The organism is Streptomyces guryensis (genome assembly GCF_021261325.1).
Lineage (GTDB): Bacteria > Actinomycetota > Actinomycetes > Streptomycetales > Streptomycetaceae > Streptomyces > Streptomyces guryensis.
Genome location: NZ_JAJSBI010000005.1, coordinates 222,380 through 235,228, shown reverse-complemented (window position 1 = coordinate 235,228; position 12,849 = coordinate 222,380). Strand labels below are relative to the sequence as shown.

The following is a 12,849-nucleotide window of genomic DNA, read 5'->3' as shown; positions in this document are numbered from 1 at the left end:
TCCGGTGCGGCGTCGGCGTTCTACAAGGCGCCCGGCAGCCCGCCGGCGGCTCCCATGCGGGCGACCCGGTCCAGCTGCTCGAGGTTGTTGAGACGGTTCAGGTGCTGCAACTGCTCCGAGGGGCGCGGAACCTCTGCCCGGCGCTCCGCCGGAATGCCGCTCTGGGCGAGCGAGTCGAGCGCGGAGATCGGGTTGAGCTCGCTCGCGTCCTTGTTCTGGATGGTCGCATCGGACGCACAGGCGAGCGGCGCGGCAAGGGCGGTGATTCCTGCGGCGAGACCAACGGCGGCGACGATACGTCGTGTTGAGATCATGCTCCCCCCAACGGCACCGAGCCTCCGGCGGTCACGGCTGCGCCACGCCACTCACCCATCAGGGGCAGTGGTCCGGCTGCGCTTGCCGAGGCCGCCGCGGCGGAGGAGCCTCGGAGGAGAGGCCTTCGCGGCCCGCTCCTCCTCGGGTCGCGGCCCTCGAAGGAGGTCATCATGGGCACCACGGCAACTCCCGGCTTCAACGCCGACACCCTGCGCAAGGGCGTCGAAGGACACACCGCGGCGGATCTTCTGTCGCTCTACGCGGACGACGCGCAGGTACGCATCGTGGACCGCAACACCCAACCCAGTCAGCCCAAGGTTCTGCGCGGTCGCCAGGAGATCGGCGCAATGTTCGAGGACATCTACAGCCGTGACATGACGCACAAAGTGGATCAGTGCATCATCCAGGGCGACCATGCCGCCTACAGCCAGTCCTGTCAGTACTCGGACGGAACGCGCGTCCTCGCCGAGTCGATGATCACGCTGCGCGACGGGAAGATCACCGAAGAGATCCTGATCCAGGCATGGGACGAGTAGGGGGCAGAACCGCGAGGGTCCAGGTCACCACCCGGTTGACCTGGACCTTCTCGGCTCGTGCGGCCATCGGGCGGATGAGTCCGGCCCGACCTCGGGCGGGGACGGCGAAACGGCTGGCGTCCGTCGCTCTGCTGCGGTCGGTGCTGAGAGCGAGGCGCCCCAGGCCGCTTCCTGCTGGGCGCAGACGCCGTGTCCTGCGTCGGTGAGAGCGGCTCCTGACCACCGTGACGGCTCGGTTACTCTGAGGGCGGGCCGTGACTGGCGCTGAGGTGGAGCACCACCGGGGAGCGGCCTCGCGGAGTCGATGCCGTGCGCCTGGGCGATCCTGTCACACCAGCCCAGGAGTGGATCATGTCTCAGGCCGGGCTCATCGACGGCACCTCCCTCTCGCGGCGCATCGTCGAGGACACCGCCAAGCGGGCGGCCGACCTCAGCGACCGCACCGGAACGGCGCCCTGTCTGGCGACCGTTCTGGTCGGCGAGGACCCCGCCTCCGTGACGTACGTCCGGATGAAGCGGAACCGCTGCCGCAAGGCCGGTATCGAGTCACGCCAGGTGGAGCTGCCCGCCGCGACCACCACCGAGGAACTCGTCGGCACGCTGCGCTCCCTGTCGAACGATCCCGGTGTGCACGGCATTCTGCTGCAGCACCCGATGGGCGGGCACATCGACGAGCGGGCCGCCTTCGAGGCGATCGCGCCCGAGAAGGACGTCGACGGCGTCACCTTCGCGTCCTTCGCGACGATGAGCTTCGGTCTGCCGGGCTTCGTGTCCTGCACGCCGGGCGGGATCATGCGGCTGCTCGACGCGTACGACGTGGACCCGTCCGGCAAGCGGGCCGTGGTCGTGGGCCGCAGCGCCATCCTCGGCAAGCCGGCCGGCATGTTGCTGCTGGCCCGCGACGCGACGGTGACGTTCTGCCACTCCCGTACCCGGGACCTGTCCTCGGTCGTGCGGGAGGCGGACATCGTGGTCGCCGCCGTGGGAAGGCCGCGGCTGATCCGGGGCGAGGACATCAAGCCCGGCGCGGTGGTGATCGACGCCGGCTACAACCCGGGCAATGTCGGTGACGTCGACTTCGACTCCGCCGTAGAGCGTGCCGGTCTGATCACTCCGGTGCCGGGCGGGGTCGGTCCGATGACGATCGCCACGCTGCTGGAGCAGACCGTGGAGGCCGCCGCCCGGCAGCTCGGAGTGTGATCAGCGCATCCAGGCGCTGTAGTCCATGACGTCGCCGGCCTTTACGCCGTACTCCGGTTCCGCCTTGGTGACGACGGTCTCCAGGCCGAGGACCACGCCGGTGGACGGCTGCATGATCAGCATGCGGCGGTAACCGGCCCCGTCGTACTCGTACGCCTGGCCGCGCCGCCCGAGGCGGTCCGTGACCTGGCCGACCGGTCGCAGCCTCTCGGTGCCCGCGAGCAGCCGGGCGAGCGTCGCGGACTCGCGGGCGCCGAGGGTCCAGTGGTCGAGCAACACCTGGACTCCGTAGAGGAGTTCGGAGGTCGTCAGCCTGGTGTGGGTATCCGTGGCTTCCTGGAGATAGGCCCGCAGCCGCGCCGGGTCGTTCGGCGGCGACGACTCGGGCGGCGCGTCGCTCCAGCTCGGCGGATAGCTCTGCCTGCTGATGACATGGCCGTCCTCGACCAGGTGCGGATCGCCCCCGTCGTCGCGGAGGACCGGCCGGCCCGGGTGCCGCGGATCGGTCGCCACCACGAGTTCCGTGTGGCTGCCGTCGGCCTTCCAGCGCACGACGCGCTCCTCCGGGAGGGTCACGGGGGGCTTGTCGTCGCTCATGCCCATGCTCCAGGACTGCACATGCGTGCCCTTGCGCAGTTTCGGCGCGTCCTCGGCCGTGGCCTCCCGCCGTGCGCGGTCGGCCAGTGCCCGAAGGGGTACGGGGGTGGAGTCGGCCTGGACGACCAGCGGGCGGGGCGCGGCGACCGCGGGGGTGGTGCCGGGCCCGCTGAGCAGCAGCGTCAGCGCGGTCGCGGCGACGACTGCGGTGGCGGCCAGGCTCCACACGAGCCGGGTGCGGTGGCGTCCGGAGGGGCGTTCGTGCAGCAGCCGGTCGAGCCGCCGTTCGGCACCGTGGTCGAGGGGGCCGTCGCCGTAGTGGGGGCCGTCGACCGGCACCGGGTTGGCGCTGCGCAGGAGTTCGAGTTCGTCAGCCATGGCCGTGTTCCTTCGAGGGGGTCGCGTCGGCGGAGGACGCGGTGGGGCGCAGGGGACCCGACCGGTCTATCTCGGCTCTCAGCCGGCGCCGGGCCCGGTGCAGCCGCATCGATGCGGCCCGGCTGCCACAGCCGAGGGCGACGGCGACCTCGTCGATGTCCAGTTCCTCCCACGCCGTCAGGCGCAGCACCTCCTGGTCTGCCTCCGACAGTCGGGCCAGGGCGTCGTGCACCCAGGCGCCCGGGTTCTCCGCGTCGGGGCTCGCCACGATCTGCCGGCCGTGCGCGGTCTCGTCGTTGCCCAGCCGGTCGACCAGGCGGCGGCGCCGCCCGTAGCCGCGTACCGCGTTCGCCAGGCAGTTGCGGGCCACGCCGTACAGCCAGGGCAGCGGGGACCCGGGCAGGTCGGCCCGGCGTCGCCAGGCGACCGTGAACACCTCCGCCACCACTTCCTCCACCTCGCCGGCCCGCCCGCCCAGTCGCCGCGCGACATAGCGGCTGACCGCCCAGTAGTGCTCGCGATAGGCAGCGGCGAAGATCTCGTCGTTGCTCATGTTCCGGTCGTGTCCGGCACCATCCGGATCGTCACACCCGTTTCCGTGATTCTCGTCGCGTCATCCGAGTGTGACCGGCGGGCCCGGATCGGACACAGGCGGGGCATGAGGCACCTCAAGTGGCTGACGACCACTGATCACAAGACGATCGGAACGCTGTATCTGGTCACGTCGTTCGCGTTCTTCCTGATCGGCGGCGTGATGGCGCTGCTGATGCGCGCCGAGCTCGCCCGGCCCGGTCTGCAGATCATGTCGAACGAGCAGTTCAACCAGGCGTTCACGATGCACGGCACGATCATGCTGCTGATGTTCGCTACGCCGCTGTTCGCCGGCTTCGCCAACTGGATCATGCCGCTGCAGATCGGCGCCCCGGATGTGGCGTTCCCGCGGCTGAACATGTTCGCCTACTGGCTCTACCTGTTCGGCTCGACGATCGCGGTGGGCGGCTTCCTCACCCCCCAGGGTGCGGCCGACTTCGGCTGGTTCGCCTACTCCCCGCTGTCCAGCGCGGTCAACTCGCCGGGCATCGGCGCCGACCTGTGGATCATGGGTCTGGCCTTCTCCGGCTTCGGCACGATCCTCGGCTCGGTCAACTTCATCACCACCATCATCTGCATGCGCGCGCCGGGCATGACCATGTTCCGCATGCCGATCTTCACCTGGAACGTGCTGCTGACCGGTGTCCTGGTGCTCCTGGCCTTCCCGGTGTTGGCCGCGGCACTGTTCGCGTTGGAGGCGGACCGTGAATTCGGTGCGCATGTCTTCGACGCGGCCAACGGCGGCGCCTTGCTGTGGCAACACCTCTTCTGGTTCTTCGGCCATCCGGAGGTGTACATCATCGCGCTGCCGTTCTTCGGCATCATCTCCGAGGTCATCCCGGTCTTCTCCCGCAAGCCGATGTTCGGCTACATGGGCCTGATCGGCGCGACGATCGCCATCGCCGGTCTGTCCGTGACGGTGTGGGCCCACCACATGTACGTCACCGGTGGTGTACTCCTCCCGTTCTTCTCCTTCATGACGTTCCTCATCGCCGTACCGACCGGCGTGAAGTTCTTCAACTGGATCGGAACCATGTGGAAGGGGTCCCTGTCCTTCGAGACCCCGATGCTCTGGGCGACGGGCTTCCTGATCACGTTCGTCTTCGGCGGTCTGACCGGCGTGATGCTCGCCTCGCCACCGCTGGACTTCCCGACCTCCGACACCTACTTCGTCGTCGCCCACTTCCATTACGTCATCTTCGGCACCGTCGTCTTCGCGATGTTCTCCGGATTCCACTTCTGGTGGCCGAAGTTCACCGGCAGGATGCTCGACGAGCGCCTGGGGAAGATCACCTTCTGGACGCTGTTCGTCGGCTTCCACGGCACCTTCCTGGTGCAGCACTGGCTGGGGGTGAACGGAATGCAGCGGCGGATTCCCGACTATCTGGCGGTGGAGGGCCTGACGACGCTCAACACGGTGTCGACGATCTTCTCGTTCCTCCTCGGAATGTCGTTCCTGCCGTTCCTCTACAACGTCTGGAAGACCGCGCAGTACGGCGAGAAGGTCGAGGTCGACGACCCCTGGGGCTACGGCCGCTCCCTGGAGTGGGCGACCTCCTGTCCGCCCCCTCGGCACAATTTCGTCGCACTCCCGCAGATCCGCAGCGAATCCCCCGCGTTCGACCTGCACCATGGCGGATCCCCGTCCCCGGAAAGGGAGTTGACAACGCTGTGACGGCCATGGACGAGCACCCCGTGGACACGAGGGCGTTCCTCAACGAGATCGAGGGACATCTGCTCCTCGCGTCCGTCCGCGACCAGGGCCACGCGGCCGCGCTGCGTTTCACCGCCTCGCTCGGCTGGCTCACAGAGGGGCAGCGGACGGAGGTGGAGCGCCGGTTCGAGGCGGAGTATCTCGGGCTCGCCCGCACCTCGTGGCAGTGCACGGCCGAGCGAAGCCAGGATCTGCGCGCCGAGTACGAGGAGGCCTACCGCCTGCTGCGTCAGCGGCTGTTGGCGCTCTGCCTGCTGGGGTCGGCCCTGGTTCTTGGCATACTCACCGCTGTCACCTGGAAGATGTGACCATGATTCTGGTGACTGGCGCGAGTGGGAATGTCGGAACGGCTCTTCTCACTCGCCTTCATTCCGACGGCCTGACCGCGCGGGCCGCTTACCGTGATCCGCACACCACGGCTCAGGTGATCAAGGCGGGTGGTCGAGCAGTGACGCTCGATCTGGCCATGCCGGACACGATCTGTCCTGCACTCGATGGCATCGAGACCGTATTCCTTCTCGGCGCGACCAGCCCCGACCAGACGACGCACGAACTCAACCTGCTGGAAGCCGCCCGGGCCGTGCGTGTCCGGGTGGTCAAGCTGTCGGTCTGGCGGGCCGACGAACGACTCTCACCGATCGCCCGGCTGCATCAGCCCGTCGAACAAGCGCTGATTGCGTCAGGTTTGCCCTGGACGATCCTGCGGCCAAATTTCTATCTGCAGAACTTCCTGCGCCAGCCGTCCATCCGCGAGGCCGGAGAGTTCAGTTTCCCCTTGATCACCGCACCCATCAGCTTCATCGACATCGACGACGTCGCCCGTGTCGCGGCGCGGGTGCTCACTACTGATGGCCACGACGGCCGCGTATACGACCTCACCGGGCCGAAGGCACTGACCTACGCGGAAGCCGCCGAAGAGTTTTCCGACGTCCTTGGCAAGCCGGTGCGCTACGTGGGCCTGCAGGACGACGAAGCGCGCGCGGCGATGCTGAGCCGCGGGATGCCGGAGTTCCACATTGACGCCCTGATGGGGGTTGCCCGCGCCTACCGCGACGGCGGTGCCGAGACGGTCACTTCGACCGTCGCCGATCTCACCGGCCGAGGAGCCGTCGGTTTTGCCGATTTCGTGCGCCGGAATCACAACTGCTTCGATTGACCATGGTCCATCAGGGCGCACGGCACCCCGAGGCCCGCCCGGGGTTCACCGGGCGGGCCGAGCAGGCACCGCTAGTTCAGCGTCCACTTCTGGTTGTCGCCCGTCCCGCAGGACCACAGCACCATGGAGGTGCCGTTCGCCGTGCCGTTGTTGTAGGCGTCCAGGCACAGGCCCGCGTTGACGTTGGTGAGGGTGCCGTCGCTGTTGACGTTCCACTTCTGGTTGTTCTGGCCGTTGCAGTCCCAGATGACGACCTTGGTGCCGTTGGTCGTGCCCTGGTTGTAGGCGTCCAGGCACTTGTTGCCGTACACCACGAGTTCCTTGCGGGAGGTGTACGTCCAGGCCTGGTTCTGACCGCCGTTGCAGTCCCACAGCTCGGCCTGGGTGCCGTTGGTGATCGTGTTGTTGTAGATGTCCAGGCAGCGCCCGGACTGCTTGCCCACGACCTGGGAGCCGTTGGCCCCCGGCAGGGGTCTGACGGTGATCGAGTCGAGGGGCGGGGCTCCCGAGAAGGTGAGCGAGTTGGCGGAACCCTTGGACAGGCCGACCTCGACGGAGATCGTGCCCGGGCTGGAGCCTGTCGGCGGGAAGGCGACCGTGGTGGCGCCCTGGCCGTCGACCCTGAGGGTGCCGGTGCGGGTCGCGGACGTGTTGTTCGTGTACGAGACGTCGACGACCTTGATGCCGGTGCTCCCGGCCACCACGCCGGAGAAGCCGGAGCTACCGGTGTAGGTGTTGCTGGACGCCTCCGTCCCTCCGGTGACCGTCAGCATGACCGAGCCGCCCGCCGGAACACTCGTGGTGTAACTGGTGCCGAAGGTGCCGAGGTTGGCGCGCGCCCACACATCACGCACGGTCGCGGACGCGCTGGTCAGGCCGAGGTCGGACCAGCGGACGGTGATGTTCTGGGCGGCGGAGGTGCGGTTGAGGAGGACGACGGCACGGTTGCCGCTGCCGGTGAGGACCTTGCCGTACACCTGCAGCCCGGTCGTGTCCTCGGCGACCTTCACGCCCTGGAGGCCGCGCGGGTCCTGGTCGACGGCGACGACCTCGGGATTCTTGAGGATCGAGGCGGTCTCGGAGGTCATCGTGGCGAGGTTGTTGCCGGCGAGAAGCGGAGCGCCGGAGATGGCCCACAGGTTCATGTGGGTGCGGTTCTGGGCGGCGGTGAAGCCGTCCATGCCGACCATCAGCATGTCCGGGTCGTTGTAGTAGCCGGTGTGCTGGGCCGTGGGGTGCAGGGCCTGGTCGAAGTTGGAGAGCAGGTTGGTCATCGACGGCGAGTTGCCGTAGTAGATGATGTCCGTGCTGGTGCGCCACATGGGGGCCTGGCCCGGTGCCCAGTTCCAGGGGTTCTGTTTGCCCCAGTTGCAGATCGAGAGGGTGAGCGGGCGGCCGGTGGTGGCCGTCGCCTTGGCGACCGCGTCGCTGATCGACTGGTACGCCGTCGCCGCGTCGAGCCCCTCGACGTCGCCGCCGCACCAGTCGACCTTGACGAAGTCGAAGCCCCACTTGGAGAACTGGAGCATGTCCTGGTCGTAGTGGCCCTCGCTGCCGGTGTTCGGGGCGGCGGGGCGGCCGGTCGGGTAGTAGTAGCCGCAGCCGTTCTTGCCGGCGTCGGTGTAGATGCCGGCCTTGAGGCCCTTGCTGTGGATGTAGTCGGCGATGGCGCTCATGCCGCCGGGCCACTCACTGGTGTCGACGGTGATGTTGCCGCCGCTGTCGCGGGTGCCCTGCCACCAGCCCTCGTCGATGTTGATGTACTTGTATCCGGCGGCCGGAAGCCCCGCGGCGACGAAGGCATCGACCTGCTGCTTGATGACGTTGTAGTCGATCTTGGCGGCGAAACTGTTCCAGGAGGCCCAGCCCATGGGGGCGGTGGGCACCGCTGTCTGACGGGTCGTCGCCGCCTGCGCGGGGCCGGGCGCGGCGAAGAGGAGGGCGGCAGCCGCGGTGAGGGCGAGGGCGAGGAAGCGTACGGCGGCGGCTCTGCAGCGGCGTACGAGACCTCTGTGGGGTGAGCGCGAAGGGGGGTACATACGGCTCCGTTCATTCGATATACCGAACGAGGATCGGCGATCCGAACGCGTTGGGCGCGCCGAAAGTAGAGCCAAGGAGAGCGTCAAGTCAACGGAAGTGACCAGCGTGAAGTGGCTTCTTCCGACAGGGCGTTGTCGCTCAAAGGCGTCCGCGGGGCCATACTGGCCGTCGTGCGCGTAGCGATCATGACGGCGGGCTCCCGGGGCGACGTCGCCCCGTACACCGGACTCGGGCACGGGCTCTCCCGTGCCGGGCACGAGGTCACCCTGGTGACGCATGCCCGTTTCGAGCCGCTCGTGGCCGGGGCGAAGGTCCGTTTCCATCCGCTGCCGGTGGACCCACGGGCGGAACTGGAGTCCTCGCGGGGGCGCGGGCTGCATCGCAGCGCCACCGGTGTGGGGAAGCTGGTACGGGTGGTCGCCATGGCGCGGGCGCTGGTCGGACGGATGACGGACGATCTGGTGGCGGCCGCCCGGTCGAGTGACTTGCTGCTGCTGTCCGCTTCGGTGGGACCCCTCGGGCACACCATCGCCGAGGGCCTGTCCCTGCCGTACCTGGACGTTCCCCTCCAACCCCTCGCCCCCACACGGGAGTTCGGGCCGCCGATGCTGGGCGTCCGCTCCCTGGGAGCCATGGGCAACCGGATCGCCGGGCACGGCGTGAGCCTTGCCGTGGAGCAGGTCTTCGCCGGGGCGCTGCCCGCGGTACGGGATCGGCTGGGGCTGCCCCGGGTGAGTACCGCCGCGGCCTGGCGGGCCCGGGAGCGACAGGGGCGGCCGGTGCTGCACGGATTCAGCCCGCTGGTGGTGCCCCGGCCGGACGACTGGCGGCCGGGCCTGTCCGTGACCGGGTACTGGTGGCCGTACGACGGAGAGCCCCAACTCCCCTCTCCCCTGCGGGACTTCCTCGACGCGGGGCCGGCACCCGTGTACGTGGGCCTGGGCAGCGCGACCGTGCCCGAACCCGGACGGCTCAGCAGCTGTATCGTGCGCGCCCTGCGCCGGGCCGGGCTGCGCGGAGTGATCCAGCGCGGCTGGGCCGGCCTCGAGGTCTGCGGCGACGACATGCTGACCATCGACGAGGTCCCGCATTCCGCGCTCTTCCCCCGCGTGGCCGCAGTGGTCCACCATGCGGGCGCGGGCACGACGGCGGCGGGTCTGCGCGCCGGGGTGCCGGCCGTCCCGGTACCGATCCAGTTCGACGAGGGCTTCTGGTCCGCCCGCCTGGTCGCCCTGGGCGTCGCCCCACGCACCCTGCCGCTGCGCCGCCTCACCCCCGACACGCTGGCCACGGCGCTGATGCGGGCCACCCGCGACCCGGTGTTCGCACGGCGTGCCGAGACGCTGGGGGCACGCATCCGCGAGGAGGACGGGGTGGCTCCGGTGCTGGCCGCGGTGGATCGGTGGGGTGGCTAGGACATGGCTAGGACCGGTCTCGGCGGTCCGGCGCCGGGCACGGGCCGAGACGGCCGGCCCGCGGGGTTGCCCCACCCGAGTGCAACCGCGTCCTCGGGTCGGCCACGGGCGCCGTCCGTGCGGACGGCGGGGTATGGCTCGCTCATGACCTTCAAGAGTCCCGTTCAGCGGGGTGGCCCGCGACGCGGCCGGTTCGATCAATTCGCCGAGTACGCCTCCAATTTCACCAGCTCTCCGCTCTTCTTCCTGGTCTGTCTGATTCTCATCGCCTTCTTCCTGGCCTCCCACCTGGCGCACCTGGGAATCGAACTGCTCCTGCTGGCGAGCGGGTCCATGACCGCGGTGACGCTGCTGCTCCTGGCGCTGCTGAAGAACGCCGAGATGCGTGCCGAGCACGCGGTCCAGCGCAAGCTCGACGCGATCGCCGCCGCACTGCTCGAAGTGCACCGGGGCAACGAGAGCGAGGCGTTCGAAAACCTGCGCAATGCGATCCGGATGGAGGAAGAGACCTGACGCACGACAACGAAACGCCGCAGCGGTCCTTCTCGACCTTCCGCATTGCGACGATCATTCCGCGTCATGGACATCTTGCTCGTCGCCAGCGCGTTCAACAGCCTCTCCCAGCGTGTGTACGCGGAACTGTCGGACGAAGGGCACCGGGTGGACGTCGTGCTCGCCTCGCACGGCACCGAAGCGATCCGGACCGCCGTTCACGAAACCCGACCGGAACTGATCATCGCTCCGATGCTGAAGACGGCGCTGCCGGAGGACGTCTGGCGGGAGCACACCTGTCTCATCGTGCACCCGGGACCGCCCGGCGACCGTGGGCCGTCCTCCCTGGACTGGGCGATCGCCGAGGGCGCCTCGCACTGGGGGGTGACGGTGCTCCAGGCCGAGGCGGTCATGGACGCGGGCGACGTGTGGGCGACCGAGCCCTTCCCGGTGCCGCCTGTCGGCAAGAGCGACCTGTATCGCAACGAGGCCTCCGACGCCGCCTCGGCCGCCGTCCTGCAGGCGGTACGCCGGTACGCCGACGGCTCGTACAAGCCGCAGGCCCAGAGCGATCCCGCGATCCGGGTGGTGTGGCGCGACCCCTTCCGCCGGGAGCGGCGAAGGATCGACTGGGAGAACGACACGACCGGGACGGTCCTGCGCAAGCTCCGCGGGGCCGACTCTCAGCCGGGCGTCCTGGACGAACTCTGCGGCCGGGAGGTGTTCCTGCACGGCGGGCATCCCGAGGACCGGCTGCGCGGACGCCCCGGGGAACTGCTCGCGACGCGCGCCGGGGCGGTCTGCCGGGCCACTCGGGACGGGGCCGTATGGATTCCCGAGCTGCGGCCCCGCAAGAACTCCGGCGACCCCGCGCCGTTCCGCCGTCCGGCGGCGTCCGTGCTCGCCTCTTTCCCCGTTCCGTTCCTGCCGGAAGCCGGGGCACCGCTCGACCTGCCCGCCGAGCGGAACACCTGGACCGACATCCGCTACCGGCAGCACGGCGACATCGGATTTCTGACCTTCTCCTTCCCCGGCGGGGCGATGAGCACCAACCACTGCCGCAGACTGCTCGCCGCCTACCGTTACGCGCTCACCCGCCCCACCTCGCTGCTGGTGCTCGGCGGCTCCCGCGACTTCTTCTCCAACGGCATCCACCTCAACGTCATCGAGGCGGCCGCCGACCCCGCGGGCGAGTCCTGGTCCAACCTCAACGCCATGGACGACCTGGTCGAGGCGGTGCTGCGCACCACCGACCGGATGGTGGTGGCGGCGCTCGGCGGCAACGCCGCGGCCGGCGGCGTCATGCTCGCCCTCGCCGCCGACCAGGTGTGGTGCCGTGCGGGCACGGTCCTCAACCCGCACTACCGGCGGATGGGTCTGTACGGGTCGGAGTTCTGGACGTACACGCTGCCGCGCCGCGTCGGTACCGAGACGGCCCGGCGGCTGACGACCGAGGCGCTGCCGGTGAGCGCCGCGACCGCCGCACGGATCGGCCTGGTGGACCGTCTGGTGGAGGTCTCCGCACAGGAGTTCACCGCCGAGATCGAGCGCTTGGCAGCCGAAGTCGCCCGTGACCCGGACCTCGCGCGGCAGATCGCCGCGAAGGCCGCGGCACGCCGGGCGGACGAGGAACAGCAGCCGCTCTCGGAGTACCGGCGGGACGAACTCGCCCGTATGCGCGCCATCTTCTTCGATCCGCACGCCCCGTACCACGCCCTGCGCTCGGCCTTCGTCCGCAAGCTCCCGAGCGGCGGTGCCCGGCCCCTGGCCCCGGCCGGCGACCAGGTCGACGGGGGTCTGCGGTGACGCGGTCCGGTACCCGTCTGCTGGTGGCGGGCGTCGGCAACATCTTCCTCGCGGACGACGCCTTCGGGCCCGAGGTGATCCAAGCCCTGGACCGGCGGCCCCTGCCTCCCGAGGTCCGTGTGCGGGACTTCGGCATCCGCGGCATGGATCTCGCCTACGAACTGCTGGACGGCTACGACACGGCGGTCCTGGTCGACGCGGCCGCGCGGGGACACCGGCCGGGCACCCTGTCGCTGATCGAGCCGGAACCCCCCGACGGCACCACGGGCGCCGCCCCGCCCGAGGCACATGGCATGGATCCGGCCAAGGTGCTGGCCCTGGCCGCCCACCTGGGCGACGAGCCGCTGCCACGGGTCCTCCTCCTCGCCTGCGAGCCCGAGGTCCGGCCCCGTGGCGACGAGGACATCACCCCGGGCCTCAGCGCACCGGTTCGCGATGCGGTCGACAGGGCCGTCGCCGCCCTGCACACCCTGGTCCCGGTGCTGCTCGCCGACCCCACGGCCACGCCTTCGTTGAGCCGCCCGGACGAATCCACGGACTCGTCCTCGGCCGAGGTCCCGCTCCCGGTGGCCGGCGGCGTCGAAGATCGGTGACGCACCCCGTCCCCGA

At 69.6% G+C, this 12,849-nt stretch carries 13 protein-coding genes and 1 riboswitch; of the genes, 9 read left to right on the top strand and 4 right to left on the bottom strand.

Annotated elements, in window-relative coordinates:
- Positions 1-20: 20 nt before the first annotated feature.
- On the bottom strand, positions 21-314 hold the full coding sequence (locus LJ657_RS12925) for a hypothetical protein (protein WP_232648693.1): 294 nt from the start codon (positions 312-314) through the stop codon (positions 21-23).
- Positions 315-485: 171 nt separating this feature from the next.
- On the opposite strand from LJ657_RS12925, the gene LJ657_RS12920 reads away from it, so the two are divergent.
- Positions 486-851 carry a nuclear transport factor 2 family protein gene (locus LJ657_RS12920; protein ID WP_232648692.1) on the top strand — a complete coding sequence of 122 codons (366 nt, stop codon included), beginning with the start codon at positions 486-488 and terminating at the stop codon, positions 849-851.
- 244 nt (positions 852-1,095) lie between these two features.
- Positions 1,096-1,179: riboswitch (ZMP/ZTP riboswitch) on the top strand.
- 23 nt (positions 1,180-1,202) lie between these two features.
- Positions 1,203-2,051, top strand: a complete 849-nt coding sequence (locus LJ657_RS12915; protein ID WP_232648691.1) for a bifunctional 5,10-methylenetetrahydrofolate dehydrogenase/5,10-methenyltetrahydrofolate cyclohydrolase — start codon at positions 1,203-1,205, stop codon at positions 2,049-2,051.
- Here the strand turns inward: LJ657_RS12915 and LJ657_RS12910 are convergent, their stop codons facing one another.
- Together LJ657_RS12910 and LJ657_RS12905 are read right to left on the bottom strand one after the other, a co-directional pair.
- Positions 2,052-3,026 (bottom strand): CU044_5270 family protein, encoded by a 975-nt coding sequence (locus LJ657_RS12910; RefSeq protein ID WP_232648690.1) that lies wholly within the window; start codon positions 3,024-3,026, stop codon positions 2,052-2,054.
- On the bottom strand, positions 3,019-3,579 hold the full coding sequence (locus tag LJ657_RS12905) for an RNA polymerase sigma factor (RefSeq protein ID WP_232648689.1): 561 nt from the start codon (positions 3,577-3,579) through the stop codon (positions 3,019-3,021). The genes LJ657_RS12910 and LJ657_RS12905 overlap by 8 nt, the downstream gene beginning before the upstream one ends.
- 105 nt (positions 3,580-3,684) lie before the next feature.
- Here LJ657_RS12905 and ctaD point away from each other — a divergent pair, with 105 nt between their 5' ends.
- Genes ctaD through LJ657_RS12890 form a run of 3 tightly spaced genes read left to right on the top strand, consistent with a single transcriptional unit; the run spans position 3,685 to position 6,487 of the window.
- Positions 3,685-5,292, top strand: coding sequence for an aa3-type cytochrome oxidase subunit I (gene ctaD / locus LJ657_RS12900; protein ID WP_232648688.1), 1,608 nt, complete (start codon positions 3,685-3,687; stop codon positions 5,290-5,292).
- A gap of 5 nt (positions 5,293-5,297) precedes the next feature.
- A complete protein-coding gene (locus LJ657_RS12895; RefSeq protein WP_232648687.1) occupies positions 5,298-5,639 on the top strand; it encodes a hypothetical protein in 342 nt (113 codons plus the stop codon).
- A 2-nt stretch (positions 5,640-5,641) separates the two neighbouring features.
- Positions 5,642-6,487, top strand: a complete 846-nt coding sequence (locus LJ657_RS12890; RefSeq protein WP_232648686.1) for an NAD(P)H-binding protein — start codon at positions 5,642-5,644, stop codon at positions 6,485-6,487.
- A gap of 71 nt (positions 6,488-6,558) precedes the next feature.
- Here the strand turns inward: LJ657_RS12890 and LJ657_RS12885 are convergent, their stop codons facing one another.
- The gene (locus LJ657_RS12885; protein ID WP_232648685.1) at positions 6,559-8,526 is read right to left on the bottom strand and encodes an RICIN domain-containing protein; all 1,968 of its coding nucleotides are present in this window, start codon (positions 8,524-8,526) and stop codon (positions 6,559-6,561) included.
- A 186-nt stretch (positions 8,527-8,712) separates the two neighbouring features.
- Between LJ657_RS12885 and LJ657_RS12880 the strand changes: the two genes are divergently transcribed.
- The 4 genes from LJ657_RS12880 to LJ657_RS12865 all read left to right on the top strand — a co-directional run bounded on the left by LJ657_RS12880 (position 8,713) and on the right by LJ657_RS12865 (position 12,833).
- A complete protein-coding gene (locus LJ657_RS12880; RefSeq protein WP_232648878.1) occupies positions 8,713-9,942 on the top strand; it encodes a glycosyltransferase in 1,230 nt (409 codons plus the stop codon).
- 144 nt (positions 9,943-10,086) lie between these two features.
- Positions 10,087-10,455: a low affinity iron permease family protein gene (locus tag LJ657_RS12875; RefSeq protein ID WP_232648684.1), complete on the top strand. Its 369-nt coding sequence runs from the start codon at positions 10,087-10,089 to the stop codon at positions 10,453-10,455.
- Between the two features lie 66 nt (positions 10,456-10,521).
- Positions 10,522-12,240, top strand: coding sequence for a hydrogenase maturation protein (locus LJ657_RS12870; protein ID WP_232648683.1), 1,719 nt, complete (start codon positions 10,522-10,524; stop codon positions 12,238-12,240).
- Positions 12,237-12,833 carry a hydrogenase maturation protease gene (locus tag LJ657_RS12865; RefSeq protein WP_232648682.1) on the top strand — a complete coding sequence of 199 codons (597 nt, stop codon included), beginning with the start codon at positions 12,237-12,239 and terminating at the stop codon, positions 12,831-12,833. Before LJ657_RS12870 ends, LJ657_RS12865 begins: the two co-directional genes overlap by 4 nt.
- The last annotated feature ends 16 nt before the right edge of the window (positions 12,834-12,849 follow it).

Bases quoted from the DNA above. Each gene is read 5' to 3' on its own strand.
- LJ657_RS12905 (WP_232648689.1), bottom strand. From the start codon at position 3,579: ATGAGCAACGACGAGATCTTCGCCGCTGCCTATCGCGAGCACTACTGG.
- LJ657_RS12895 (WP_232648687.1), top strand. From the start codon at position 5,298: ATGGACGAGCACCCCGTGGACACGAGGGCGTTCCTCAACGAGATCGAG.
- LJ657_RS12890 (WP_232648686.1), top strand. From the start codon at position 5,642: ATGATTCTGGTGACTGGCGCGAGTGGGAATGTCGGAACGGCTCTTCTC.
- LJ657_RS12875 (WP_232648684.1), top strand. From the start codon at position 10,087: ATGACCTTCAAGAGTCCCGTTCAGCGGGGTGGCCCGCGACGCGGCCGG.
- LJ657_RS12920 (WP_232648692.1), top strand. From the start codon at position 486: ATGGGCACCACGGCAACTCCCGGCTTCAACGCCGACACCCTGCGCAAG.
- LJ657_RS12915 (WP_232648691.1), top strand. From the start codon at position 1,203: ATGTCTCAGGCCGGGCTCATCGACGGCACCTCCCTCTCGCGGCGCATC.
- LJ657_RS12880 (WP_232648878.1), top strand. From the start codon at position 8,713: ATGACGGCGGGCTCCCGGGGCGACGTCGCCCCGTACACCGGACTCGGG.
- LJ657_RS12925 (WP_232648693.1), bottom strand. From the start codon at position 314: ATGATCTCAACACGACGTATCGTCGCCGCCGTTGGTCTCGCCGCAGGA.
- LJ657_RS12910 (WP_232648690.1), bottom strand. From the start codon at position 3,026: ATGGCTGACGAACTCGAACTCCTGCGCAGCGCCAACCCGGTGCCGGTC.
- LJ657_RS12870 (WP_232648683.1), top strand. From the start codon at position 10,522: ATGGACATCTTGCTCGTCGCCAGCGCGTTCAACAGCCTCTCCCAGCGT.
- LJ657_RS12885 (WP_232648685.1), bottom strand. From the start codon at position 8,526: ATGTACCCCCCTTCGCGCTCACCCCACAGAGGTCTCGTACGCCGCTGC.
- ctaD (WP_232648688.1), top strand. From the start codon at position 3,685: ATGAGGCACCTCAAGTGGCTGACGACCACTGATCACAAGACGATCGGA.